Genomic DNA, 25,079 nt, shown 5'->3' with positions numbered 1-25,079 from the left:
CGGCGTGGAGACAGCCTGATGGACTGCCCCTTTTGCGGAAGCAACGACACCCAGGTTAAAGATTCAAGACCTTGCGAGGATGGCGCGGCCATACGACGTCGCCGTCTTTGCAGCGCGTGCGATGCACGTTTCACCACCTTTGAGCGGGTTCAGCTGCGGGAGCTGATCGTTGTCAAACGCAATGGCAAAAAATCGCCGTTTGATCGCGATAAACTGGAACGTTCGCTCAATATCGCCTTGCGCAAACGTGATGTTGATCCGGAGAATGTCTCGCGTGCCATCAATGATCTCATCCGCACCCTCGAACAGCGCGGCGAAGTCGAAGCCACGACGGAGACGATCGGCCGGCTGGTGATGGAAGTACTCGCCAGGCTCGACAAGGTGGCGTATATCCGCTACGCCTCGGTATACCGGAATTTTGCCGAAGCAAGAGACTTCGGCGAATTTGTTGAGAAGGAACTGGGCGACTGATATTGGTATGCCCTCAAGAGGAGGGCAGGTTGCCCGGAAAGACCAGATCATCATCCGTCAGTCCCGTTTCTGACCGGCGCTGGATGCGTGCGGCGCTCGCCCTTGCCATGCGGGCGGAAGGGCGGGCCTGCCCCAATCCTGCGGTGGGATGCGTGATCGTCAGGGATAACAGGCTGATGGGGCGCGGCTGGACTCAGGATGGGGGCCGCCCTCATGCGGAGACCATGGCCCTTGCCGAAGCCGGGGATATGGCGAAAGGCGCCACCGCTTATGTCACCCTTGAGCCTTGCGCCCATCACGGCCGGACACCGCCTTGCGCCGATGCGCTGATAAAAGCAGGGATTGCGCGTGTTGTCGTCGGGGTGAAGGATCCCGACCCCAGGGTTTCAGGTCAGGGGATGGAAAAGCTTGAGGCTGCGGGGGTTGATGCCTCGTTTGCGCTGATGGCCGGGGATATTTCATCTCTTCTCTGTGGCTATATGCTCACCCGCCGTGAAGGCCGCCCCTCGGTGACGGTCAAGATGGCCTCCAGCCTTGATGGCCGGATTGCTCTTTCCAATGGCCACTCAAAATGGATCACCTCGCCGGAAACGCGGCGCTATGTTCATCTTCTGCGGTCGCGCCATGATGCGATACTGACCGGTGCCGGAACCGTCCGTGCCGACACCCCGTCGCTGACCTGCCGTCTGCCCGGATATAAAGGCCCCCAGCCTTTGCGGGTTATTCTCTCTTCAACCCCCCGGCTGGAAGGGCTTGACGCCATCATTGCTTCAACGGATGTGGCGCCGGCCTTGCTGATCTGCCGGGAAGATCAGGGGCTGGAGGCTGACAAAACCCCTCTTGCTGGCGGGATTGAATGCACGCAAGTTGCCGGGGCGGCCACCGGCGGCGTGGATGTAAAAGCTGCCCTTCATCTCCTTGCTGATCGCGGTGTAACCTCGGTTCTGGTGGAGGCGGGAGGAAGATTGATCGCATCGCTGCTGAAGGCAGGGCTGGTCGATCAGTTGATCTGGACCAGGAGTGCTGGCCTGATCGGGGCGGACGGGCTGCCGTCTCTTGCCGGGATGGGGCTCGAAACACTCGAGGAAGGCTGTATTTTTTCAAGGCAGAAACTTAGGTGTTCCGGGCCGGATGTGATTGAAATCTTCACCCGCCATGCGCATCTTGAATAAGAGAACAGAAAACAGGGAAAGCAGATGTTCACAGGGATCATTGCCGCATTGGGAGAAGTGGCCTTGCTGGAGAAAAAACCCGATGGCGGGTGCCGCGTTGAGATCAGCACGCCATGGAACTGCGATGACATTGATCTTGGTGCGTCAATCGCCTGCAGTGGCGTCTGCCTGACGGTGGTGGAACGAGACGGGCCATGCTTTGCCGTCGATGTCTCTGAGGAATCGCTCGCGGTTACAACGCTTTCCGGCTGGAATGTGGGCCGGAAAATCAATCTTGAGCGAGCCCTTGCCATGGGGGATGAGCTTGGCGGTCATCTTGTCTCTGGACATGTCGATGGTCTGGCGGAGCTGGTAAGCATCACCCCGGATGGTGATAGTTACCGGCTTTTTCTCGATGCCCCGCATGAGCTTGCCCATCTCATTGCCCCCAAGGGATCGGTTGCCCTTGATGGCATTTCCCTTACGGTCAACAGCGTCGAGGGTCGGCGCTTCGGGGTCATGATCATTCCCCATACCTGGGAGATGACCACGCTCAGCCTTGCCAGGTCCGGGGACAAGATTAATCTTGAAGCAGATATGTTCGCCCGTTATGTTGCGCGCATTGTCTCCTATACAGGTTGAAGTTCATGGACTCCACCAACGAAGCCGCTCTTTCCTCAACGGATGAAATCATCGCCGCCGCCAGGGCCGGGGAGATGTTTATTCTGGTCGATGATGAGAACAGGGAGAACGAAGGTGACGTCTGCATTCTTGCCGAACATGCAACACCGGAAGCCATCAATTTCATGGCCAAGCATGCCCGCGGCCTGATCTGCCTTGCCCTTGAGCGCAAGAGGGTGGAACAGCTCGGCCTGTCGCTCATGGAACAGCGCCACGATTCCCGCCACCAGACAGCCTTCACGCTTTCGATCGAAGCCAGGGACGGGGTGACCACCGGGATCTCTGCCCATGACAGGGCAAGGACCGTCTCCATTGCCAGCAATCCTCAATACGACGCATCGCACATTACAACGCCCGGGCACATCTTTCCGCTGATGGCGCGTGATGGCGGGACTCTTGTGCGCGCCGGCCATACCGAAGCGATGGTCGATATTGCCCGTGCCGCTGGCGGGACTCCAGCCGGCGTTATCTGTGAGATCATGAAGGATGACGGCACCATGGCACGGCTTCCGGATCTCAAGGTTTTTGCAAGGGAACATGGGCTCAAGATCGGCACGATCGCGGATCTCATTTCCTGGCGTCGGCAACGGGAATCCATTGTCAAACGCGGAAGTGAGACGATTATCCAGTCGTCTTATGGCGGCGAATGGCGGATGGTTGTCTATATCAATACCGCAAGCTATGCCGAACATGTCGCGCTGGTGAAGGGCGATATCTCTTCGGATGATCCGGTGCTGGTCCGGATGCACGCCATGAATATCATGACCGATGTTCTGGGGGAAACCGGCGCGGGCCGGACCGGATCTGAAATTCAGACAGCGATGCGGGCCATCGCCAGAGAAGGCCGCGGCGTCATCGTCATGCTTCGCGAGCCCAGCCCGACCACGCTTTCCGATCTTGTCGAGATGAAAGCCTCCGGAAAAAACGGACCGAAAAACCAGATCCGCAGTTACGGCGTCGGGGCGCAGATTCTCCTTGATCTCGGGATTACGGAAATGGAGTTGCTATCCAATACCCAGCGCAATATAGTTGGCCTCGACGGTTACGGGCTGACGGTGACTGGATACCGCGAGATAAAACCTGACGCGAGATAAAACCTGACTAGGTGAACCGGAACCTTACAAGCGAGGACAATACCATGGCGGATACGCCATTGCGCTTTCTGATTGTGGAAGCACGTTTTTACGAAGATATTGCCGATGCCCTGGCCGCAGGTGCGATTGAAACCTTGACCGAAGCCGGGGTTGAATATGACCGTATCGCCGTGCCGGGTGCTCTTGAAATACCTGCCGCCATCGCCATGGCAGCCCAGAGCCGGGAAGGGGCGATATATGATGGGTATGTTGCGCTCGGATGCGTCATTCGCGGGGAAACCTATCATTTTGAAATTGTCTGCAACGAATCGGCCCGCGCGCTCATGGATCTTTCCACCATGGAACTGATCGCGATCGGCAATGGCATATTGACGGTGGAAAATGCAGATCAGGCATGGGAACGTGCAGATCCCGCACGCAAGAACAAGGGCGGCGATGCTGCCCGTGCGGCGCTGGCCATGTCGGCGCTGGCCCGGAAATTCGGCATCGAAAGCGATGACTGATATCAACACCATCAATGATGAGGGCGATGATCAGGACAAACAGCAGCGTCGTCCGGGCTCGTTGAGGCGACGGGCGGCGGCGCGCCTTGCGGCCGTGCAGACCCTGTTTCAGATCTGGGCCAGCGGCAAGCCCGCAACAGATGTCGTGCCGTCGTTCAGGTCACATTTTCTTCCGGCTCTTCTCGATGAGTTTGAAGTCAACCGGATGGACGAAGATCATTACACCCGTCTTGTTTTCACCGCCGCAAGCGATGCCGGGAGCATTGATGAGATGATCCGCCCGCTTCTCAAGGAAGGCTGGACGCTTGAGCGTATGGATGAAGTCGAACGCTCGGTCTTGCGGGCGGCTTTTGTCGAGTTGCGTGATACACCTCATATTCCGGCCAAGGCCGTGATCACGGAATTCACGGCGATTGCCGACAGTTGTGCCTGTGACAGCGATTTTATCAACGCCTTGCTGGATCGGTTGGCGCGCACGCTCCGAGGTGCCGAAATGACCGGCAAAACCTGACCCGGAGGTTTCGGGAATAAATTGTTTGCCTTCCTGGGGGCGTTTGATTATACACATCCCAAGACGTCAAAGGGCCGGTTTTACTGGCCTTTTTCTTCGGTTGCCCGCATCGGATATGTCCTGGGCGCCAAATCTGGAGCAGCCATAGCAAACTGGGGGCAGGCTGTATTCGTAAATCCAATCCCTAAGGGTAAACAAGATGAGCATTGTTGATTTTTCCATCCTCTGCGGTGTCATCGGTCTTGCCTATGGTATCTGGGCTGCAAGAAGCGTTCTTGCCGCTGATGCCGGCAACACCCGTATGCAGGAAATTGCAGGCGCCATCCAGGAAGGTGCGCGCGCCTATCTCAACCGTCAGTACACGACGATCGGTATCGTTGGCGTCATCGTGACGGGTATTCTGATAGTCACTCTTGGCATGTATGTTGCCATCGGTTTTGTAATCGGCGCTGTCTTTTCCGGTATCGCCGGCTATATCGGCATGAACGTGTCGGTTCGGGCGAATGTCCGTACCACCCAGGCCGCCCGGTCTTCGCTTTCCGGCGCGCTTGATATTGCCTTTAAGTCAGGTGCGATTACCGGGATGCTGGTTGTTGGCCTTGGTCTCATCGGCGTTGCCCTCTACTACCGTATTCTGACAAACCTGAACCTCGGCGAACGCCAGATCATGGAAGCACTGGTGGCATTGTCCTTCGGTGCATCGCTGATTTCGATCTTTGCGCGTCTTGGTGGCGGTATCTTCACCAAAGGCGCCGATGTCGGCGCTGACCTTGTCGGCAAGGTTGAAGCCGGCATTCCCGAAGATGATCCACGCAACCCGGCGGTTATTGCCGATAACGTGGGCGACAACGTGGGTGACTGCGCCGGAATGGCCGCCGACCTCTTTGAAACCTATGCGGTTACGATTGTTGCAACCATGCTTCTTGCATCCATTTACGGGCTTGGCGAAGCAGCGCTTGTCTATCCGCTTGCAATCGGTGCTGTCTGCATTATCGCCTCGGTGATCGGAACATTCTTTGTCCGTCTCGGTTCCTCCAATAACATCATGGGGGCCCTTTACAAAGGGTTCATCGTCACCGCGATCCTTTCGGCGATTGCCATTTACTTCGTGACCCAGAACATGTTCGCCGGCACGAATGAAATGATGTCATATTTCATCTGTGCGCTGGTCGGTCTTGTGGTAACGGGCGCTCTTGTCTGGATTACCGAATACTACACTTCGACGGAATATCGTCCGGTGCGTACGGTAGCCAAAGCTTCTGAAACCGGCCATGGCACCAACGTGATCTCCGGCCTTGCCATTTCCATGGAAGCTTGCGCTGTTCCGGCGATCATCATTGCCGCCGGTATCGTTGTTTCCTTCCAGATGGCCGGGATTTACGGCATTGGTGTTGCCGCAACCACGATGCTGGCGCTTGCCGGGATGGTCGTTGCCCTTGACGCCTATGGCCCTGTTACCGACAACGCCGGCGGTATTGCCGAGATGTCCGAACTCGATGAAAGCGTCCGGAACGTCACCGATGCCCTTGATGCTGTTGGCAACACCACCAAAGCCGTGACCAAGGGTTATGCTATCGGCTCCGCCGGTCTGGCCGCGCTGGTGCTGTTTGCTGCCTATACCGAAGATCTGAACCACTACTTCCCGGACTTGACGATCAACTTTGATCTCAAGGATCCATTTGTTGTGGTTGGCCTGATCATCGGCGGCATGCTGCCCTATCTCTTCGGTGCCCTTGGCATGCAGGCCGTGGGCCGTGCCGGTGGCGCGGTGGTCGAAGAAGTCCGCCGCCAGTTCCGTGAGATCAAGGGGATCATGACCGGAAAGGCCAAGCCGGATTACAGCCGTGCGGTTGATCTGCTGACACGTTCGGCCATCAAGGAGATGATTGTCCCGTCACTTCTGCCGGTGCTTGCGCCCGTGGTTGTCTATGCCGTGATGGCAACGGCCGTCAGCCAGTCCGCCGCGCTGACAACCGTTGGGGCCATGCTTCTTGGCACGATCGTCACCGGTCTCTTCGTGGCCATTTCCATGACCGCAGGTGGCGGTGCCTGGGATAACGCCAAGAAGTATATCGAAGATGGCAATCACGGTGGCAAGGGCTCGGAAGCGCATAAAGCTGCCGTGACCGGCGATACCGTGGGTGATCCATACAAGGATACCGCGGGTCCTGCCGTCAACCCGATGATCAAGATCATCAATATCGTGGCGATTCTGATGCTGGCTGCTCTGGCCCACTGAACGCTCTTAAGATAAGAAAAAGGCCTGTCATCTGACAGGCCTTTTTTATGTCGCAAGAGGTAAGGTTAAGATTGCGCCCCGAATTATTGGCTTGCTACGGGCCGCTTGGCAACATTGCTGAAGATCTGCTCAAGTATCCCGAATGTATCTCCGGGGGTAGGCGTTTTCTCATCGATATGGAAGACATTCCGGCCTGATGCCTCATCGGTAATGTCAACGGCGGTCACGATCCCTTTATCGTTGAAGGAAAAGGCCACAATCGTCCGGTTGACGGGGGTTTTCTTGCCGCCTGGGGCTTCTTCCATGATCTGCGCGACATAGTAGACCTTGCCGCTGTCAAAGGCCCCGTCCACCGATGGGCGACCAAAGAGCGCCTCGACTTCGATCATCCGGCTTTTGCCAGGTTCAATTCGCGACAGTTTGACCGGATCAAGCGTATTGCCATGGCTGGTCACGACGCTGCTGCAGGCCACAAGACTGATCGCAAGACATCCTGCGGCAAAAAAACGGGTGAGGAAAAATGTTTTTGGATCAGATCCGTTCATGGTATCAACAATCTCTTTTGCGGATATACTCTTATTGCAGTGAAGTTTCCTCTTGGTCAATGACACATAACAAAAAAAGATTTATCGATGATAACAAGGTTGTCCAGCATAGTTGAAAAATGGGCCCGTCCCGGGGGAGAGCAGGCGCATCTGCTTTATGCCGAAATCGCCCGCGCCGCACGGATGCCGGAGTTTTACCTGCGGTTTAATGTCGAAGATACCCTGGATGGGAGGTTCGACACGCTGACACTCATGGTGGTGCTGGTTGTCCGCCGCCTCAACAATGCAGGCAAGGAAGGTACCGCGCTGGCCCAGGAAGTCATTGACATGATGTTTGCTGATATGGATCTCAGCCTGCATGAAATCGGCGTGAGCGAGAACAAGGTCGGCAAAAAGGTCAAAACCATGGCGACAGCTTTTCTTGGCCGGATGAAAGCCTATTCATCGGCGCTCGATAATGGCGATAGCGCTGAACTTGGCGCCGCGCTCAGTCGTAATCTTTATCGAGACAATGGAACTGATCCTCTGCTGAACGGTCTGGTAGAGGCTGTTGAGGGGCATGCGAGGCGACTTGCAGCGCTGGCAGATCGTGATCTGCTAGCCGCCTCGCCATCCCTTGAATTCGATATTCCAGATCAGATCAGCAGCTGATCGGCATGGTGTGAGGTACAGATATGTTTGCCACTACTATTTCAGCCGAGCAGTTAAATCAGGGAAAGCCGGTAAACCTCGCGCTGGAAGCCGATCGGCCAGCCTGCAGGGAACTTGCCGAACGATTTGGATGGATTGAGGTCTGCTCCCTTCGGGCGGAGTTGCGGCTCAAGTCTGTTGCCAAGACGGTGTATCAGGTCACTGGCCAGATCGAGGCGGCGATTATCCAGTCCTGCCGGTTGAGCGGTAATCCTGTGCCTGAAGCGCTACTGATCACGGTGAATGAACGCTTTGCTGATCTGGAAAAGGAAGCCGGTGATACGGAAATCGATCCCATGGCCGTTTCTGTTGAGGCGCTGGAAGACGGCAAAATACCGATAGGGGAGATGATAGCCCAGCTTGTTGGGCTTGAGGCTACACCATGGCCAAGAGATCCGGGTGTTGCGGATGAGGGGATTCTTCCCGCAGGAGAAGATCCTGACCATCCCTTCGCTTCTCTTGCCCAAATGAAGAAAAATCTATAGACAGGAACTGAATTCATTTTAGGGGTGTGGCTCTGTCTTCCCAGAATAAAATAAAATCTCTGCGCATCGCTATCGATGCCATGGGTGGCGATAAGGCGCCGGATGTAGTGGTCGAGGGCACAGCGCTTGCTGTCAGCCGAAATCCTCACATTGTGCCAACACTTGTCGGGGATGAAACGGTGCTGCGGCCACTCCTGCATCGGCACCGTTTGCTCCGCGATGTTGAGATCCTGCATACCCCGGATCAGGTGGCTGCCGAAGAGGTGCCTTCGGTTGCGTTGCGAACAGGCAAGAATTCCTCGATGAACCTTGCAATTTCACTTGTCCGGGAAGGCAAGGCGGATGCGATTGTTTCCGCCGGTAATTCTGGCGCGCTTCTGATCATGGCGCTGATGGCGCTGCGGACAATGGAGGGCATTGATCGCCCGGCTCTGGCCGCATATATGCCGACAATTCATGGCCAGTGCTGCATGCTGGACCTTGGCGCGAATATTGATTGCAGTGCCGAGCATCTGGTTCAGTTTGCCATCATGGGGGATGCGTTCTGCCGCGTCACCACCGGTGTTTCAACGCCATCTCTTGGCCTGCTCAATGTTGGTGAGGAAGAGCAGAAAGGCAACGCCACCATAAGGGAAGCGGCGACCGTTCTCTCACGTCCGGATGTTGAGCTGAATTACATTGGCTTTGTCGAAGGTAATGACATAACCCGGGGTGAGGTGGATGTCGTGGTAAGCGACGGGTTTTCCGGGAATATCGCGCTCAAGACAACCGAAGGCACGGCCCAGTTCATCACCACTCTTCTGCGTCGGAGCTTCAAGACCAGTGCCATGTCCAGGCTTGGCTATCTTCTTGCCCGCCCGGCATTGAAAGGTCTCCGCAAGAAGCTGGATCCACAACTTTATAATGGCGCGGTTCTGCTCGGCTTGAACGGGATTGTGGTCAAATCTCATGGTGGCGCCAATGCCCGGGGGATAGCCAATGCCATCGAAGTGGCGATACGGATGATTGAAAACGATTTTCTCAATGACCTGAAGCAATCGGTTGAGCGTTCCATGCTTGCACTTGATGCCTCAACGGCGCAATGATGAGAAAAACAGAGAAACGATGATGTCAGAACCAGCCCGCCAAACCCTGATCACCGGCACCGGCTCGTATCTTCCGGAAAAATGCCTCAGCAACGATGATCTGGCGGAGTTCATGGACACGGACGATGCGTGGATTCGCCAGCGGACAGGGATACAGCAGCGTCATGTTGTTGCCGATGATGAGACAACATCCGATCTGGCCGTAGCCGCTGCCCGGAAGGCGCTTGATACAGCAGGGCTGGAGGCAGCAGATATAGATGCGATCATCATTGCCACCACAACCCCGGACCAGACATTTCCCGCTACCGCGGCGGCGGTTCAGGCAAAGCTCGGGGCCTTTCGTGCCTTTGCTTTTGATGTCCAGGCCGTCTGTGCCGGGTTTGTCTATGGCCTTGATGTTGGCGATGCCCTGATAAAGAGCGGCAAGGCGGATCGCCTCCTTGTCATCGGCGCGGAGAGTTTCACCCGTATTCTCGACTGGGAGGACAGATCAACCGCCGTCCTTTTTGGTGATGGTGCTGGCGCGGTTCTGCTTGAAGCCGCCACGGGGCACGAAGGATGGGGGATTCTTTCCTCTTGCCTCTACACCGATGGCCGGTTCCGGGATATTCTTTATGTTGATGGCGGGGTTTCTAGTACAGGTACCGTTGGGCAAGTCCGGATGAAAGGAAGTGAAGTTTTTCGTCATGCCGTTGAAAAACTCGCCGCAAGTCTTGATGCCGCGCTGCAGGACTCGGGCCTCACCGCCGGTGACATTGACTGGCTGGTGCCGCATCAGGCCAATATCCGGATCATCGACAGCATGCAGCGGAAGCTCAAACTCGACAGCAGCAAGGTCGTACGGACAGTGGCGGAGCATGCCAATACATCCGCGGCGTCCATACCACTGGCCCTTGATACGGCGGTGCGCGATGGCCGAATTCAGCATGGCCATGTTCTTGCTTTTGAGGCGATTGGCGGCGGGTTGTCCTGGGGGGCGTCGCTGGCCCGCTTCGGCCGTCCCTGAAAGCGCTGGCAATTCCGATATTTTCTTGATTTAAGCCATTGACCCGCGGAAATTTTTTACCTAACCTTTCTCCATGTCACGTTCCGTTATCAGAGCCGATCTAGCCGAGGCGATTTACCAGAATATCGGACTCTCCCGAAATGAGTCCGCTGAGATCGTTTCCACTATTCTTGAGGAAATCACCGAAAACCTTGTTGAGGGGAAGACGGTGAAGATTTCATCTTTCGGCAGTTTTTCGGTGCGCAACAAAAACATGCGGATCGGCCGCAACCCCAAGACCGGGCAGGAAGTGCCAATCACGCCCCGGCGTGTTCTTTCCTTCCGGCCATCGCATATTCTGCGCGATAAGGTCAACGCCGAATAGGTGAGGGGTATGGTTGAAAAATCCCCTGAAGCCTTTCGCAATATTTCCGAAGTGTCCGACCAGTTGAATGTCCCGGCCCATGTGCTGAGATTCTGGGAAACACGTTTCAGTCAGATTAAACCGATCAAGCGCAGTGGCGGGCGCCGCTATTATCGTCCCGATGATATTGCGTTGCTGCAGGAAATCCGGAATCTTCTCTACACCCAGGGTTATACGATCAAAGGCGCACAGCAGGTGCTCAAAGGCACTAAGGAAGCATCGGCAAATGCTCCTGCCACCTCTCGAAGGCAGGAAGCCATGGACCTTCTCAGGGAAGCATCAGCCCGGCTGGCAAAACTTTCTGCCTGAGCATTGAAAATGATTCTCCCTGTTTCAGGTGGCCGCGGATACCTTCTTTTGACCGAAACGTTGTTTTCTCATTGAATTATCTTTTTATTTATATTTAAGATACGTCCAGCAAGCCGTGTGAAGAACATTACCATCCAGAAGTAGAGCCATCATGTTCGCTGAAAGACTGCGCAAATTTCAGAAGTCTTTGGATGACGCATCTGTCGATGTCGCGCTGATTACGGATGACGATAACGTCTATTATCTTACAGGGTATTTCGATTACCTGCATATGGAATTCGGCCGCCCGACGATCCTTGTGGTGCCGAAGGACGGGGACACATTGCTGATCACCCCGGTTATCGATTATAACGCCGCGCTGGAACACGCGCATGTTGACCGTATCGCGCCATGGAATGATGGTGCTGGCAATGAATGGCGTGAAGAGCTTCCCGCCGCAATTCGCGGCGCCGGTAAAGTCGGGATTGAGCCGGACCACATGCCCCCACCTGTCCGGGCGTATATTGAAAATCTGGTCGGGCGCGACAAACTCAACAGCGTAACCCCTCATCTGGCAGAGATGCGCATGATCAAATCCAGCGAGGAGCTCAAGATTGCGCGGCATGCCGGCATGGTGGCCAACACGATGATGGAGGCTGGCCGTTCGGCAATTGGCGATGGCGTGCCGGAATACGAAGTGGCGCTGGAGATTTCACGCGCCGGCACCCGCAAGGCCGCCGAATTGCTTGATGCCCATTACGACGCCGCCGATATGTCACCAAATACCCATTTCCTTCAGATCATGGCGTCAGGCCGGGAGGTGACCAAGACCCATCATCGCGCCTCTACCCGGATCATGAAGAGGGGTGAGCCGGTCTTTCTCTGTTTCTGCGGGATGACCAATTTCCACCGGTTCAAACTGGGTTTTGACCGGACGTTCTGGATTGGCGAGATTGCCGATCCTGCCCAGGCCCGGGTTTATGAAAGCGCCGTTACCAGCCAGCAGGCCGCGCTTGATGCCCTGAGGCCTGGTGTTACGGCTGAAAGCGTCCACGCCGCCTATGCCGAAGCTATCCGCGAGGCGGGCTATGATTATCCTTTCCGCTGTGGCCGGGCGACAGGGTTCAGCTTTCTTGAAAAGCCGCAGCTTGTCACCGGCGATACAACAATCCTTCAGCCCGGGATGGTGTTGGCGGTCGATGGGTCGGTGACGGTTGAAACTTTCCGCGCCCAGGTCGGAGACAGTTTCATCATAACCGAAGACGGCTATGAGCCGCTGACAAATCATCCCAAATCCCTGGAAGATGTGGTCTTGAAACATGTATGAATCCGGGCAGATCATTACCTCTAAACCGCGCCGCCCCGTGCTTGACGGGGGCAGGCATCACCGCGCCAAGCTCGGCTTTATCCTGATGTCCACCGATCTTGCTGCAGAGGCAGATTTTATGGACATGGCACCGGAAGGGGTCGGGGTTCATATTACCCGCCTGAAGACGGAAGACTACACCACCACCGAAACACTCTCTCGTCATATTGAACATATGGCTGATGCCGCCGCCCGGCTTCAACCGGATGTCAAACCTGATGTTGTCAGCTACAGTTGCACCAGCGGCTCGATTGTCAACGGGGAAGAACGCGTCTTTGAAGAGATCCGTAAAGGGGCACCTTGGGCAAAACCGATGTGTATCGTGACCGGGGTTGTCGATGCGTTGCGAGAGATTGGAGCACAGAAAATCGTGGTAGGCACGCCCTATCTCGATGAAATCAACACCGCCGAAGCCGAGTTTCTCATCAAGAAAGGTTTTGATATACTTGATATTCAAGGTCTTAATCTTGAAACAGGGATTGAATTCGGGCGCGTGACGCCTGCCTACTGGAAGGAGTTCGCCCTTGAGATTGATCGCCCCGATGCTGATGCGATTTTTCTTTCCTGCGGGGGGATACGGGCACTCGAAGTTGCCGAAGAGATCGAAGAGGCCACGGGCAAACCGGTGATCACTTCAAATCAGGCACAGTTCTGGAGTTGCCTGCGCCGAGCAGGTATAATGGATGAAATCCAGGGTTTCGGAGAGATCTTCAAGAGACCCGGCACATCCCTGCTGCCAGCATGATATCGGAGCGCTAAATCGCCATGACCAGATTTTCTGCCTGGAATGTCATCAAAAACGCCTTCAACGACCAGAAAGGCTGGACGCGGCAATGGCGTGATCCGGAACTAAGGCCCGAATATGACATCGTGATTGTCGGCGGCGGGCTGCACGGGCTGGCCACCGCCTATTATCTGGCGAAAAACCACGGGATCAAAAATATTGCGATCCTTGAAAAAGGCTGGCTTGGCGGCGGCAATGGCGGCCGCAATACCACCATCGTGCGCTCGAATTACGCCCGCCCGGGCAATCGTGAGTTTTACGAACATTCGCTGAAACTCTGGGAAAATATGAGCCATGATCTCAATTACAACGTGATGTTCAGCCAGCGATCGCATATCACGCTTCTGCATACGCCAGGCGCCATTGATACCGCGGCGCGGAATTACAATACCATGCGCAAGACCGGCACGCCGGATACCGAATTATGGAGCCTCGACAAGTTGAAGGAAACCATCCCTCATCTGAATTACAGCCCGGAGGCACGGTTTCCGATCATGGGGGCGGCGGTGCATAAAAGAGCCGGCACCGCCCGCCATGATGCCGTCGCCTGGGGCTACGCACGGGCAGCCGATCAGTTGGGCGTTGATATCATCCAGAACTGCGAAGTTAACGGCGTGACGCGTAAAGGCGGGAAGGTTGTCTCGCTCAGCACCAGTCGCGGGGTTGTCCGGGCGGGCAAAGTCGGCTTTGCAGTGGCGGGCAATACATCACGTCTCTGGGGCATGGCGGATCTAGGGCGCCTACCCATCGAATCGCACAAGCTTCAGGCTTTTGTATCGGAGCCGCTCAAACCTCTGCTTGATCAGGTCGTTGTCTTCGGTGTTGGCGGCGCGCATTTCTATATCTCCCAGTCCGATAAGGGCGGGATGGTCTTTGGCGGTGATTTAGACTGGTATAAATCCTACGCCCAGCGCGGCAATCTGCCGATTGTTCAGGATGTGGCGGAAGCCGCCATGTCTGTTTTGCCCTGCCTTGGGCGGGTGAAACTGCTGCGGCACTGGTCAGGCGTCATGGATATGTCCATGGACGGGACGTTCTTCATCTGCAAGACACCTCTTGATAACCTCTATCTCAACGCGGGCTGGAACTATGGCGGCTTCAAGGCAAGCCCGGCCTCGGGCTGGTATTTCGCTGACCTCATCGCCAATGACCGGCCGCATCGGGTGATTGAAAACCATGACCTCAAACGGTTTGAGCGCGGCTTGCAGATCGATGAACGCGGTGCCGGTCCTGACCCGAAACTCCATGGTTAGGGATGAACAGCATGAAAAGAAAGGTATGAGATGATCCGGATACCCTGCCCATTCTGCGGTGAACGCGATCATAGCGAATTCAGCTATGGCGGTGATGGATCAATTCAATATCCGCCCCTCGATGCGTCGGTGGAGGCCTGGCATGACGCGGTCTTCCTCAGGGAGAATATATGCGGCGTGCAGGTGGAAACCTGGCAGCATGCGCAGGGCTGCCGGATGTGGCTTCGGGTGACGCGTGATACCATGACCCATGAAATTCACGGCGTTGAACCTGCGCATCCGGGATTGGCTAAAGCCTTGGGGGTAAGCAAGTGACGGCACGGCGACTTGATAAGGGCGGGCGGATTGACCGCTCTCAGCGACTTGAATTCACCTGGGATGGCAGACCGATGACAGGCTTTGCCGGGGACACGCTTGCTTCGGCGCTGATGGCAAATGGGGAGCAGGTCATCGGCCGCAGCTTCAAGTATCATCGTCCTCGGGGAATCATGTCCGCAGGCGTCGAGGAATCCGGCGCTATTGTTTCGGTGGGGGAAGGCGACCGGCTTGAACCTAACGTCAAGGCAACCATGCAGGAGCTCTATGACGGCCTCATCGCCACCGGGCAGAATGCCTGGCCGAATGTGCGGAATGATATCGGTTCGATCTCCAATCTGTTCAGCCGATTTTTTGCCGCCGGGTTCTATTACAAGACCTTCATGGGCTTGCCGCCGTTTGAATGGGGGCGCGGCACCTGGATCTGGATGCAGTACGAAAAACTGATCCGCAAGGCCGCAGGCATGGGCCGTGCCTCGCGTGAGGCGGATCCGGACATATATGACCACGCCCATGCGTTCTGTGATCTGCTGGTGGTTGGCTCGGGTCCTGCCGGGCTCAATGCCGCGCTTGCGGCAGCTCAAGGCGGCATGGACGTTATTCTGGTTGAACAGGATCATGTCCTTGGCGGTGATCTGCTGAACTCATCGGATACCGTTTCTGAGAAACACCGGCTTTCCCTCATCAAGGCAGTTGAAAAGGCTGGCGTCCGGATCATGACCCGGACAACGGCTTTCGGTCTCTATGATTACGGCACGGCAGGTCTGCTGGAACGTGTAACGGACCATCTTTCATCCCCGCCTTCTTATATGCCACGCCAGCGTTTCTGTACGGTGCGGGCGCGTCACACCATTCTGGCAACCGGCGCGATCGAACGCACACTTGCCTTCGGGCATAACGACCGCCCCGGGGTGATGACGGCGGCATCGGCGCGGGTTTATCTCAACCGTTTCGGCGTTCTCCCCGGCAAGAAGATCATCATCGCCACCAACAACGATTCGGTTTACGGCACCGCCGGCGAGTTGGCGGCCGCCGGGGCGAAGGTTTCGGTGCTTGATGCGCGGATGGCGGCCAAACCTCAACTGGCTTCGGGAATTACGGTTCGCACCGGCACCGCCCCGCTGGAAGTCTTGGGCGGCAATGTTCTCACCGGCTTGCGGGTGGTGAAGTCCAGCGGCGATATCTGGAGCGATGCGGGCAGGGAAGATGCGGATCTTCTGCTGGTTTCCGGAGGATGGTCACCTGTGGTGAACCTTCTTTCGCATCGCGGGAACAAGCCAGAGTGGAATGATGAGCTTGCCTGTTTCCTTGCGGGGCCGACCTCCGAAAACATCTATATGGCAGGGTCAGCGGCCGGAATCTGGAATGCCGAGGCGTGCGAAGAATCAGGCAGGGCTGCGGCCAGCATGGCGCTTGGTAAAAAGACCGGAATGCCTGCTCCCGGCGGCTGGAGTGAGCCGATCAGGCCGCTCTATGAAATCAGCGTGCCGGGCCGCAAGACCAAAAGCTTCGTTGATTTTCAGCATGACGTGACGGCAAGCGATATCCGGCTTGCGCATCAGGAAGGGTTTGTTTCGGTGGAGCATCTGAAGCGCTACACCACCCTCGGGATGGCGACCGATCAGGGCAAGATGGGCAATATCATCGGCCTTGCGCTGATGGCGGAAGCCCTTGGAAAGGATATCCCCGAGGTTGGCACAACCCGTTTCCGCCCGCCATATACGCCGGTGTCCATCGGGGCGCTGGCCGGGAGAAATACCGGCAGTCACTTCAGGGCACTTCGCCGTACCCCGCTGCATGACTGGAATTTGCGCCATGGCGCGGTCATGACCCTTGCCGGTGTCTGGCATCGGCAATGGTACTACCCAAAGGAAGGTGAGACCATCACCGAAGCCTATATCCGTGAGGCGGGAACGGTTCGTGATACTGTCGGCATCTGCGATGTCAGCTCATTGGGCAAGATCGCGGTTCAGGGTCCGGATGCGGCGGAATTTCTCAATCGTGTCTACACCAATGGATTTGCGAGACTGCCGGTGGGTAAATCACGTTACGGCATCATGCTCCGTGATGACGGTATCGTCATGGATGACGGGACCACCTGGCGGTTTGATGAAAACGACTTCCTCATGACCACCACCACCACCCATGCCGCCAAGGTCATGGTCTGGCTCGAAGAACTTCTGCAGACACGCTGGCCGGAGCTAAAGGTTCATGTCACCTCCGTATCAGATCAATGGGCCGGTGTGTCGGTGGCAGGGCCGCTTTCAAGGGAGACCATCGCCGCCTGTCTTGAGAATGCAGATAATATCTCACCGGAAAATCTGCCCTTCATGGGTGTTGCTTCCATCAGGATGAAGGGCGGCATTGATGCCAGGATCGCCCGGATCAGCTTTTCCGGTGAGCTTGCTTTTGAAGTCTATGTTCCGGCAGGATATGCCGAAGCCATGATGGATCAGCTTTACGCGGCGGTAGAGGAACGTGGCGGCTGCCTCTATGGATTGGAAGCCCTTGGCACATTGCGGATCGAGAAAGGCCATGTAACCGGGGCTGAGCTTGATGGCCGGGTGACGATTGATGATGCCGGGCTGGGCAAGATGGCCTCCACGCAAAAATCCTTTATCGGCTCGGCCTTGCGCCAGCGACCGGAATTGATGCGCGAAGACAGGCCGCAACTGGTGGGGATTTTCCCGAAAGACCGAAAACAGACCTTCAAGGGCGGCGCCTTGCTCTTCAGATATGGCCGGATCAGCGGCTTCGGGGAAGGCTGGATCACCGGCGTCACCCATTCCCCGGCCCTTGGCCACTGGATCGGGATCGGTTTTATCTCAGGCGGCTATAAAGCCTGGGAAGGCAAGCGCATTATTGCGACCGACCCGTTGCGCAACAAGGATGTCGAGGTGGAGATCGTCTCTCCCCACATGTTCGATCCTGATGGAGGGCGGATGCATGGCTAAAACAGTATCAGCACTTCATGGCCATATGAAAAAGGGCAGATACGGGGCATCGGGCACGCCCGGGGTCATCATCGAGGAGGTGCGCGTTGCCACACTTGTTCAGCTGGCTGCCTGGCCTGAAACGCATTCTGAGGCCGGCAAACTGGCGGCCAGAATGGCGGGGGTGCGGGCAGCGCCCGGACGGGGCAAGGTCAAGAGATCGAAAAAAGGTGAACTCTTGAGTATCGATCCCCTCAAATGGTGGGTGATCTCGGATCATGAGGAGATATCTGCCCCATCTGTTCCGGTAAAGACGGGCATGGTGCTGGACCTTTCCGATGCGCGAACCTGGCTCAGGATACGCGGGGCGAAGGCTGAAATGCTGCTCAACCACTTTCTGCCGCTGGATTTCAGGAAAGACGTGTTTTCGGAAGATGACGTTGCCAGTACCGGATTTCATCATATCGGCGTGACGGTCTGGCGTGCAAAAGATGGGTTCAACCTGCTCTTGCCACGCAGCTTTGCCCTGTCGCTCTGGGAGTTGCTTGAGACCAGCGCCCATCAATACGGGCTCGAGGTGAAATAACCCGACGTGCAGGCATTGAAAGAAAAATTGACCCTCCTGCGGCATGATCTTCACCGCCATCCCGAACTTGGATTTCAAGAAGATCGCACCCGTTCGGTCGTGGCTGAATATCTGCGGGATCTCGGGCTTGACGTCCATGAAGGGGTTGGTGTCGTCGGTGTTCTCCGATGCGGGAAAGGCAACAGGGCCATTGCGCTCAGGGCAGATATGGACGCGCTGCCCATTCACGAAACCAGCATCCATGATCATGTTTCAACACAGCCCGGCGTCATGCATGCCTGCGGCCATGATGGCCATACAGCCATGTTGCTTGGGGCGGCGGAACTGCTCAGCCAGTCGAGGGATTTTGACGGCACGGTGGTGTTCATCTTCCAGCCCAATGAAGAGCACGGTCTTGGCGCGAAGGCCATGATTGACGAAGGCGTGCTGGAACAATTCCCTGTTGACGAGATCTATGCCATTCATAATCTGCCGGGCGCACCTCTCGGGCAGGTCTCCACCCGGGTTGGCCAGATTTGCGCCAGCGAGAGCCTTTTTGAGATAAGGATCAAGGGCCGTGGAGGCCATGCGTCCATGCCGCAGGTCGGGGTGGATGCGATAACCGTCGGGGCCGAGCTCGTGCTGGCCTTGCAGACCATCATCTCCCGCAAGATATCTCCCGGCGCAGGCGCGGTGGTCTCGGTGACGGAGTTTCTCACCGACGGGTGCCGGAACGTTCTGCCCGGTCACGCCACGCTGAAAGGCGATGTCCGCGCAAGACAGCCGCAGGATCGTGAGATGATTGAGCGTTTCATGCGTCAGATCGTCGGAGGAGTTGCGGCTACCCACGGGGTTGAGGCGAGCATGGATTTCCGCGCCGATTTTATTGAGACGATCAATGCAGGTGAGCCGACAGAGGCCGTCATCCGTTCGGCGGAAAGGGCGGGGATGGACGTGATCGGCCAGCGCCAGCCGATGAGTTTTTCCGAAGATTTCGCCCAGTTCAGTCAGGCGGTGCCCGGGTGTTTTCTGCTCCTCGGCAATGGTGAGGAAGGCCCCCATGGCCAGCCGCTTCACGCCTCCGATTATGATTTCAATGATGAGCTTCTCACCATTGGTCCCGGCTTCTGGCAGGAACTGGTGCGCGATCGCCTCCCTCGATAAAGATATCTCAATCTACCTGCATGTGCTGTTTGACCTTCATCTTCTCTTGGGTTACAAGCGGTATTTAATGGTCTCGGAGTGTAGCGCAGCCTGGTAGCGCACCATACTGGGGGTGTGGGGGTCGTGGGTTCAAATCCCGCCACTCCGACCATTAATCCACATGGATCTTGCACCCTGGGTCATCGTGACCTGAAGAACAGGTCTCCTGATGAAACCACTTGATTATCTGCTTTATGGCTTAACCATTTTTGGATGGTCAACAAGCTGGCTTGCGCTTAAATGGCAGCTTGGCGTGGTGGCACCTGAAGTCTCGCTTTTCTGGCGTTTCAGCGCCGCTGCAATACTGATGTTCATCATCACCCGGGCGCTTGGCAAACAGATCTGGATTCCGCTTCATCAGCATTTCCGCATCGCCGGGCTGGGGCTTTGTCTCTTCAGCCTGAATTTTGCGCTTTTCTATTATGGGGGGCTCAACAGTACCTCCGGCCTTCTTGCGGTGGTGTTTTCGCTGGCTTCGGTGATTATCATGCTGATGGTTGCCGCACTAAGCCGGAGCTGGCCAAGGTTTGAGCATCTCACGGCGGCATTTATGGGGTTCTGCGGTGTCGGCCTTCTCTATGCACCGGAACTTCAGGTCAATGTGGATATTCTCTTTAGTCTTGTTCTCTGCATTATGGGAACGCTTGTCTTTTCAACCGGCAACATTCTTTCTGCTGCAGCCCAGCGCCAGGGGATGCCCGTCATGGCAACGAACTGCTGGGGCATGGTCTATGGCGCCACCTATCTTGGTCTTTACAGTTTTTTCCGCGGTGATGAATTTACCGTCGAGCCGACCCTGACTTATCTGGGCGGGTTGATCTGGCTCGTGGTCATATCGACGGTGATGTCCTTTACGGCCTATCTGATGCTGGTCGGGCGCATTGGTCCTGGCCGGGCAGGGTATGCCACCGCAGTCTTTCCGGTCTTTGCCTTGCTGATCTCATCGGTGATGGAAGGGTATGACTGGTCTCTTCTGGCCTTGGCCGGAATCACCCTGGTGGCAGGGGGCAATGTCATCATGGCGCGAATTCGCTAGATCCCGAGATGAAGCGACAATAGCGAAGCGCCAGCCACGGCCGTCAATCCATGGCGCAGGCGCATATACCAGCGCGGCAGTACTCCCGCCCGTGTCGATCTGAGGTCAACGCCCCAGACAAGTATCAGCCCCGCCAGCAACAGAAGAGGACGAAAGGGCGGAGCAAGCATCAGCACCAACGCCATCAGGAGCGACGGGATCACCGACCAGAGATAGACATAAGGGCTTGCATCTTCACGCTTTATTGCAACCCCCCAGTGGACGGCTCCGATAAAGGTGATGATCACCGCCCCATAAATGGTGCCGGCTTCAAGCGCGGTGATTGCCACATGGGGCGGGGCGTATTTGAACGCCAGTGCCGTTGCCACAAAAGGGATGACCCCGCCCCAGCCAAGTATCAGGGCAGATAGAGGTGTCTTTTCGTCCATTACCCGGTAACGGGGCTGAAGCCTGCAGCTTCAATGCCGGCGACGGCGGCTGCCTCGTCGTTATCGGACGTATCGCCGGAAATACCGACCGCTCCGATAAGTGCATCGCCATCCATGATCAGCACGCCGCCAGGAACCGGAACAAGATCACCACCAGCAACGCCGTTGATCGAATCGACAAAATAGGCCTGCTGTTCGGCGCGATTCATCAGCGCTCGCGATCCCATGCCAAGCTGAATGGCGCCATTGGCCTTTCCGTGGGCGATGCGGGGCCGCATGATGCTGACGCCATCTTCGGACTGTGCCGCAACAAGGCTGGCGCGGGCATCAAGAGCAATAACGCTTAGCGGCTTGAGCGATTGCTGGCGAGCATGGGCAAGGGCAGCAGCAATCATCGTGTTGGCATCTTCAAGTTTCAGGGACATGGGATTTCTCCATCTGATTTATTTCCTTCGTTCTTAGCGGCTTGGTCAAGGTTTCGCAATGCCTTGCTTGCGGGCCATGCCATCTTGTTCTAGGTTTTGTTCATGACCGGGGTGATTTACAAAATCTGCAGTCAGGCGATATGGGATGCGGCCGAGGCTGAAGGCCGTTTTGATGGTGCCGGCATTGATCTTGAAGACGGCTATATTCATTTTTCCGACGCCGCGCAGGTGGCAGAGACAGCCTGGCTTCATTTCAAGGGGATTAAAGGTCTTGTTCTTGTCAAGGTTCACACCGATGGTCTGCCGGTTGTCTGGGAAGAATCACGTGGCGGGCAATCCTTTCCCCATCTTTATGAGCCGCTATCGCTTGAATTTGTTGAAAGCGTTGTTCCGTTGCCATGTGGCCCATCGGGTGAACATGTTTTCCCGGATGAGATTCCACCCCGTCCCTGACCCGCTTCCAGGTCCTTGATTGGTTCCATCGGGTTGGGGCTTGATAAAGGGCAATGTTTTAGGCTAAAAAAGCCAACCTTTGCGGATGTGGTGAAATTGGTAGACACGCCAGATTTAGGTTCTGGTGCCGAGAGGCGTGGGGGTTCAAGTCCCTCCATCCGCACCATCAATATCTTGGTCCCTTATTCCGGTTCGCCTCAATGATACTGGATAGACCGGCGGCCAGGGTTGTTCTTGAGGATATTCAGGATGCGAAATTTTTCATCCCCCGGCCGTTCCGCAGTCCGCGCCCGCAATGCCGCGATCACCACCTCGCATCCGATGGCGACCGCCGCCGGGCTCAGGATTCTTGCAGAAGGTGGCAGCGCGATTGATGCGGCGATCACGGCAGCAGCGCTGCTTTCGGTTGCCGAACCTCACATGACCGGCATTGGCGGTGATTGCTTTGCCCTTGTCTCGGGGGATGGATCCGCCAATATCGAAGCGCTGAACGGCTCTGGTCGTGCGCCTCGCGCCATTACGGCCGAAGCCTTGAGGCAAGAGGGGCTTGACATGATACCGCGTCACAGCCCGCATGCGGTGACCGTTCCGGGTGCCGTCGCGGCCTGGAGTCGTCTTCACGAAAAATATGGCCGGCTGGACTGGGACCGGCTTTTTGCCCCTGCCGTGGATTACGCCAAAAACGGGATCCCTGTTCATGATCGCGTCGCCCGTGACTGGGGCCTCCATGTGGAAAATGTTATTGAGGATAGTGATGCTGCCGCGCAGTATCTGAAAGATGGCCAAGCCTACCGGGAGGGGGAGATTTTCACCCATCCACGTCTTGCCGAAGCGCTGGCAAGGATACAGCAGCACGGACGTGACGGTTTCTATAAAGGCCCCGTGATGGAAGACATGCTGGCCAAGCTTCAGCGCATGGGCGGATTTCATCGTGAGGAGGATTTCACCTCCGCCGATGCGGAATTTGTTCAACCGGTTCGGGCAGAATACAAAGGCTACACGATCTGGGAATGCCCGCCGAACGGGCAGGGTGTTGCGGCCCTCGTTCTGACCCGGATGATGGAGCATGTTGATCTGGCGGCGATGAATGCCGTGGATCGTATTCATGTTCTCGCCGAAGCGTCCAAGATCGCCTACCATCTGAGGGATAGATATGTGGCCGACCCGGATGATCATCCCACCCCGGTGGACTGGCTCCTCGATGATGCGCAGATCGCCTCTTTTGTCGCCCGGATTGATATGCAGAAGGCAAAGCCGGTCACGCCATCGGATTTTCCGGATCATCCGCATACGATCTATCTTGCCGCGGTTGACGAAAGCGGGATGTCGGTGTCGTTCATCAATTCGATCTTTGATGATTTCGGCTCAGGTATTTCGACGCCTGAATTCGGGGTTCTTCTCCAGTCACGCGGCCGGGCCTTCCGCCTCGATGAAACGCACCCCAATGTGATCAAGGGCGGCAAGAGGCCGCTACATACAATCATCCCGGGAATGATTACGCATGGTGACAGATTGGTCGGGCCATTCGGCGTCATGGGCGGTCAGTATCAGGCCTGCGGCCATGCCATGCTGCTTTCCAATCTCTTTGCTTTGGGGCTCAACCCGCAGGAAGCTCTTGATGCGCCGAGAAGTTTTGCAATCGACGGCGTGCTCCAACTCGAAGATGGATATGCACCGGAAATCGCTTCGGCCCTGGAAGCCAGGGGACATGTTCTCGACTACCCGGCCTCGCCCATTGGTGGTGGTCAGGCTATCCTTAGAGATCCTGATACTGGACTCCTTATTGCCGGTTCAGACCCGCGAAAAGACGGGATGGCCATCGGTTTTTAGAAATATTTTAGGGATTAATGCTGGACAGAGTACAAAATTAATCTAATCTTTTACTAAATCAACTGGAGGATATAATGAAACATTCTACGATCAAAACAATGGTGGCCGGCGCTGCTATTGCAGCATCGCTTGCATTTTCTGGTTCGGCTCTTGCCAAGGTGGAAGGGGATACCATTATCCTGGGTTCAGCCATTTCGCTGACCGGCAAATATGCTACGAACGGCCTGCATACGCAGCGCGGCTATGATTACGCGGTGAAGGTGATCAACGAAAAGGGTGGTGTCAACGTTGGCGGCAAGTCGTATAAACTTGCGGTGAAATACTACGATGATGAATCAACACCTGCTCGTGGCGCCCAGCTTGCCGAACGTCTGATCCAGCAGGATGGCGTGGAATACATGCTCGGGCCGTATTCATCCGGTCTGACCAAGGCGATTGCACCGGTCTCTGAAAAGTTCGGGGTTCCGATGGTCGAAGCCGAAGGTGCATCGCGCTCGCTCTTTACCCAAGGGTATCGGTATCTGTTTGGCGTCCTGTCGACGACTGACCTCTATCTGCCGGCAGCAATCGAAATGGCAGCAGCCAGCACCGACGATCCAACAAAACTGCGCGTCGCGGTCGCTTTTGAGGGGGACCCCTTCACCGCCGATATTCGTATTGGTGTTCTTGAGAAACTTGCTGAATACGGCATGCAGGTGATCGTAGATGATCAGCTTCCGGCTGATCTTTCCGATATGTCCACGACCCTTACCAAGGTCAAGGCACTGAAGCCTGATATGCTGATCGTATCTGGCCACTCCAAAGGTGCGGCTACCGCAGTCCGTCAGCTTGACGAGATGAAGGTAAATGTTCCGATCGTTGCCCTGACACACTGCGAGGCAGCCAAGGTTCAGGAAAAGTTTCCGAAGACGGCCACCGGTCTGCTTTGCCCGACCCAATGGGTTGAAACACTTTCCAAGTCTGACAAGTACTTCGGTACAGCAGCACAATGGAATGAGGGTTTCAAAGCCGATTATGGTGAGTTTTACCCGACTGAGGTGCCTTATCAGTCAGCTCAGGCCTCGGCAGCGGTGATTGTTTTCAAGGAAGCATTCGAGGCAGCCAACAGCTTTGACAAGGACAAGGTGCGTGACGCCATTTCGGCGGTCGAGATGGAAACCTTCTATGGTAACATCAAGTTCTCCGAGGCTGGCAATAACATTGCCAAGCCAATGTTCATGCGTCAAATTCAGGCTGATGGCTCATACAAGCTTGTCGAGAAGTTCGGCGATATGATCTTCCCGCGGAACATTGACTACTAAATCTGTTGCAATGGTATATGAGGGGAAAGCCTAAA

26 protein-coding genes, 2 tRNA genes and 1 pseudogene are annotated in these 25,079 nt (G+C 56.1%); 26 read left to right on the top strand and 3 right to left on the bottom strand.

Annotation, left to right across the window (positions count from 1 at the left end):
• Positions 1 to 18: 18 nt before the first annotated feature.
• The 7 genes from nrdR to AB8880_06375 all read left to right on the top strand — a co-directional run bounded on the left by nrdR (position 19) and on the right by AB8880_06375 (position 6,650).
• Positions 19 to 471, top strand: a complete 453-nt coding sequence (nrdR, locus tag AB8880_06405) for a transcriptional regulator NrdR (protein ID XDZ64567.1) — start codon at positions 19 to 21, stop codon at positions 469 to 471.
• A 29-nt stretch (positions 472 to 500) separates the two neighbouring features.
• Positions 501 to 1,643, top strand: coding sequence for a bifunctional diaminohydroxyphosphoribosylaminopyrimidine deaminase/5-amino-6-(5-phosphoribosylamino)uracil reductase RibD (gene ribD, locus AB8880_06400; protein ID XDZ64566.1), 1,143 nt, complete (start codon positions 501 to 503; stop codon positions 1,641 to 1,643).
• Positions 1,644 to 1,667: 24 nt separating this feature from the next.
• Positions 1,668 to 2,264, top strand: coding sequence for a riboflavin synthase (locus AB8880_06395; protein XDZ64565.1), 597 nt, complete (start codon positions 1,668 to 1,670; stop codon positions 2,262 to 2,264).
• 5 nt (positions 2,265 to 2,269) lie between these two features.
• The gene (gene ribB, locus AB8880_06390; GenBank protein XDZ67002.1) at positions 2,270 to 3,397 is read left to right on the top strand and encodes a 3,4-dihydroxy-2-butanone-4-phosphate synthase; all 1,128 of its coding nucleotides are present in this window, start codon (positions 2,270 to 2,272) and stop codon (positions 3,395 to 3,397) included.
• A gap of 44 nt (positions 3,398 to 3,441) precedes the next feature.
• Positions 3,442 to 3,900, top strand: coding sequence for a 6,7-dimethyl-8-ribityllumazine synthase (locus tag AB8880_06385; GenBank protein XDZ67001.1), 459 nt, complete (start codon positions 3,442 to 3,444; stop codon positions 3,898 to 3,900).
• Complete coding sequence (locus tag AB8880_06380) at positions 3,893 to 4,411, top strand: transcription antitermination protein NusB (protein ID XDZ67000.1); 519 nt, start codon at positions 3,893 to 3,895, stop codon at positions 4,409 to 4,411. Before AB8880_06385 ends, AB8880_06380 begins: the two co-directional genes overlap by 8 nt.
• Before the next feature lie 199 nt (positions 4,412 to 4,610).
• Positions 4,611 to 6,650: a sodium-translocating pyrophosphatase gene (locus AB8880_06375; GenBank protein ID XDZ66999.1), complete on the top strand. Its 2,040-nt coding sequence runs from the start codon at positions 4,611 to 4,613 to the stop codon at positions 6,648 to 6,650.
• Positions 6,651 to 6,733: 83 nt separating this feature from the next.
• On the opposite strand, the gene AB8880_06370 is transcribed toward AB8880_06375, so the two are convergent.
• On the bottom strand, positions 6,734 to 7,195 hold the full coding sequence (locus AB8880_06370) for an outer membrane protein assembly factor BamE (protein ID XDZ66998.1): 462 nt from the start codon (positions 7,193 to 7,195) through the stop codon (positions 6,734 to 6,736).
• A gap of 99 nt (positions 7,196 to 7,294) precedes the next feature.
• On the opposite strand from AB8880_06370, the gene AB8880_06365 reads away from it, so the two are divergent.
• The 15 genes and pseudogenes from AB8880_06365 (at position 7,295) to AB8880_06295 (ending at position 20,607) form a co-directional block, all read left to right on the top strand.
• Positions 7,295 to 7,846 carry a ubiquinol-cytochrome C chaperone family protein gene (locus AB8880_06365; GenBank protein XDZ66997.1) on the top strand — a complete coding sequence of 184 codons (552 nt, stop codon included), beginning with the start codon at positions 7,295 to 7,297 and terminating at the stop codon, positions 7,844 to 7,846.
• Positions 7,847 to 7,869: 23 nt separating this feature from the next.
• Positions 7,870 to 8,370, top strand: coding sequence for a hypothetical protein (locus AB8880_06360; protein ID XDZ66996.1), 501 nt, complete (start codon positions 7,870 to 7,872; stop codon positions 8,368 to 8,370).
• A 26-nt stretch (positions 8,371 to 8,396) separates the two neighbouring features.
• Entirely contained in the window at positions 8,397 to 9,455 is a 1,059-nt protein-coding gene (gene plsX / locus AB8880_06355) for a phosphate acyltransferase PlsX (GenBank protein ID XDZ66995.1), read from the top strand.
• A gap of 22 nt (positions 9,456 to 9,477) precedes the next feature.
• Complete coding sequence (locus AB8880_06350; protein XDZ67035.1) at positions 9,478 to 10,461, top strand: beta-ketoacyl-ACP synthase III; 984 nt, start codon at positions 9,478 to 9,480, stop codon at positions 10,459 to 10,461.
• A gap of 73 nt (positions 10,462 to 10,534) precedes the next feature.
• Positions 10,535 to 10,825, top strand: coding sequence for an integration host factor subunit alpha (gene ihfA / locus AB8880_06345; GenBank protein ID XDZ66994.1), 291 nt, complete (start codon positions 10,535 to 10,537; stop codon positions 10,823 to 10,825).
• 9 nt (positions 10,826 to 10,834) lie between these two features.
• Positions 10,835 to 11,068: pseudogene (locus AB8880_06340) on the top strand (MerR family transcriptional regulator).
• 256 nt (positions 11,069 to 11,324) lie between these two features.
• Complete coding sequence (locus AB8880_06335; GenBank protein XDZ66993.1) at positions 11,325 to 12,479, top strand: M24 family metallopeptidase; 1,155 nt, start codon at positions 11,325 to 11,327, stop codon at positions 12,477 to 12,479.
• Entirely contained in the window at positions 12,472 to 13,263 is a 792-nt protein-coding gene (locus AB8880_06330; GenBank protein XDZ66992.1) for an arylmalonate decarboxylase, read from the top strand. Before AB8880_06335 ends, AB8880_06330 begins: the two co-directional genes overlap by 8 nt.
• A gap of 20 nt (positions 13,264 to 13,283) precedes the next feature.
• Entirely contained in the window at positions 13,284 to 14,555 is a 1,272-nt protein-coding gene (locus AB8880_06325; GenBank protein ID XDZ66991.1) for a sarcosine oxidase subunit beta family protein, read from the top strand.
• A 30-nt stretch (positions 14,556 to 14,585) separates the two neighbouring features.
• Positions 14,586 to 14,870 carry a sarcosine oxidase subunit delta gene (locus AB8880_06320; GenBank protein XDZ66990.1) on the top strand — a complete coding sequence of 95 codons (285 nt, stop codon included), beginning with the start codon at positions 14,586 to 14,588 and terminating at the stop codon, positions 14,868 to 14,870.
• Entirely contained in the window at positions 14,867 to 17,824 is a 2,958-nt protein-coding gene (locus AB8880_06315) for a sarcosine oxidase subunit alpha family protein (GenBank protein ID XDZ66989.1), read from the top strand. The genes AB8880_06320 and AB8880_06315 overlap by 4 nt, the downstream gene beginning before the upstream one ends.
• On the top strand, positions 17,817 to 18,389 hold the full coding sequence (locus tag AB8880_06310; GenBank protein XDZ66988.1) for a sarcosine oxidase subunit gamma: 573 nt from the start codon (positions 17,817 to 17,819) through the stop codon (positions 18,387 to 18,389). The genes AB8880_06315 and AB8880_06310 overlap by 8 nt, the downstream gene beginning before the upstream one ends.
• A gap of 6 nt (positions 18,390 to 18,395) precedes the next feature.
• Positions 18,396 to 19,532 carry an amidohydrolase gene (locus AB8880_06305; protein ID XDZ66987.1) on the top strand — a complete coding sequence of 379 codons (1,137 nt, stop codon included), beginning with the start codon at positions 18,396 to 18,398 and terminating at the stop codon, positions 19,530 to 19,532.
• A 74-nt stretch (positions 19,533 to 19,606) separates the two neighbouring features.
• Positions 19,607 to 19,683, top strand: a tRNA-Pro gene (locus AB8880_06300).
• A gap of 57 nt (positions 19,684 to 19,740) precedes the next feature.
• Positions 19,741 to 20,607 carry a DMT family transporter gene (locus tag AB8880_06295; protein ID XDZ66986.1) on the top strand — a complete coding sequence of 289 codons (867 nt, stop codon included), beginning with the start codon at positions 19,741 to 19,743 and terminating at the stop codon, positions 20,605 to 20,607.
• On the opposite strand, the gene AB8880_06290 is transcribed toward AB8880_06295, so the two are convergent.
• Together AB8880_06290 and AB8880_06285 are read right to left on the bottom strand one after the other, a co-directional pair.
• The gene (locus AB8880_06290; GenBank protein XDZ66985.1) at positions 20,604 to 21,035 is read right to left on the bottom strand and encodes a DUF3429 domain-containing protein; all 432 of its coding nucleotides are present in this window, start codon (positions 21,033 to 21,035) and stop codon (positions 20,604 to 20,606) included. The genes AB8880_06295 and AB8880_06290 overlap by 4 nt on opposite strands.
• The gene (locus AB8880_06285) at positions 21,035 to 21,430 is read right to left on the bottom strand and encodes a heme-binding protein (GenBank protein ID XDZ67034.1); all 396 of its coding nucleotides are present in this window, start codon (positions 21,428 to 21,430) and stop codon (positions 21,035 to 21,037) included. Before AB8880_06285 ends, AB8880_06290 begins: the two co-directional genes overlap by 1 nt.
• Before the next feature lie 132 nt (positions 21,431 to 21,562).
• Between AB8880_06285 and AB8880_06280 the strand changes: the two genes are divergently transcribed.
• From AB8880_06280 to AB8880_06265, 4 genes are all read left to right on the top strand, one after another.
• A complete protein-coding gene (locus tag AB8880_06280; protein XDZ66984.1) occupies positions 21,563 to 21,913 on the top strand; it encodes a DUF952 domain-containing protein in 351 nt (116 codons plus the stop codon).
• A gap of 81 nt (positions 21,914 to 21,994) precedes the next feature.
• A tRNA-Leu gene (locus AB8880_06275) sits at positions 21,995 to 22,079 on the top strand.
• Between the two features lie 83 nt (positions 22,080 to 22,162).
• Positions 22,163 to 23,743, top strand: coding sequence for a gamma-glutamyltransferase family protein (locus AB8880_06270; GenBank protein ID XDZ66983.1), 1,581 nt, complete (start codon positions 22,163 to 22,165; stop codon positions 23,741 to 23,743).
• Positions 23,744 to 23,817: 74 nt separating this feature from the next.
• A complete protein-coding gene (locus AB8880_06265) occupies positions 23,818 to 25,044 on the top strand; it encodes an amino acid ABC transporter substrate-binding protein (GenBank protein ID XDZ66982.1) in 1,227 nt (408 codons plus the stop codon).
• The last annotated feature ends 35 nt before the right edge of the window (positions 25,045 to 25,079 follow it).

The sequence above is a fragment of the Alphaproteobacteria bacterium LSUCC0684 genome (genome assembly GCA_041228335.1).
GTDB lineage: Bacteria > Pseudomonadota > Alphaproteobacteria > Puniceispirillales > UBA1172.
The sequence above is the reverse complement of the archived record's forward strand: the minus strand, read 5'-3'. Positions and strand labels throughout refer to the sequence as shown.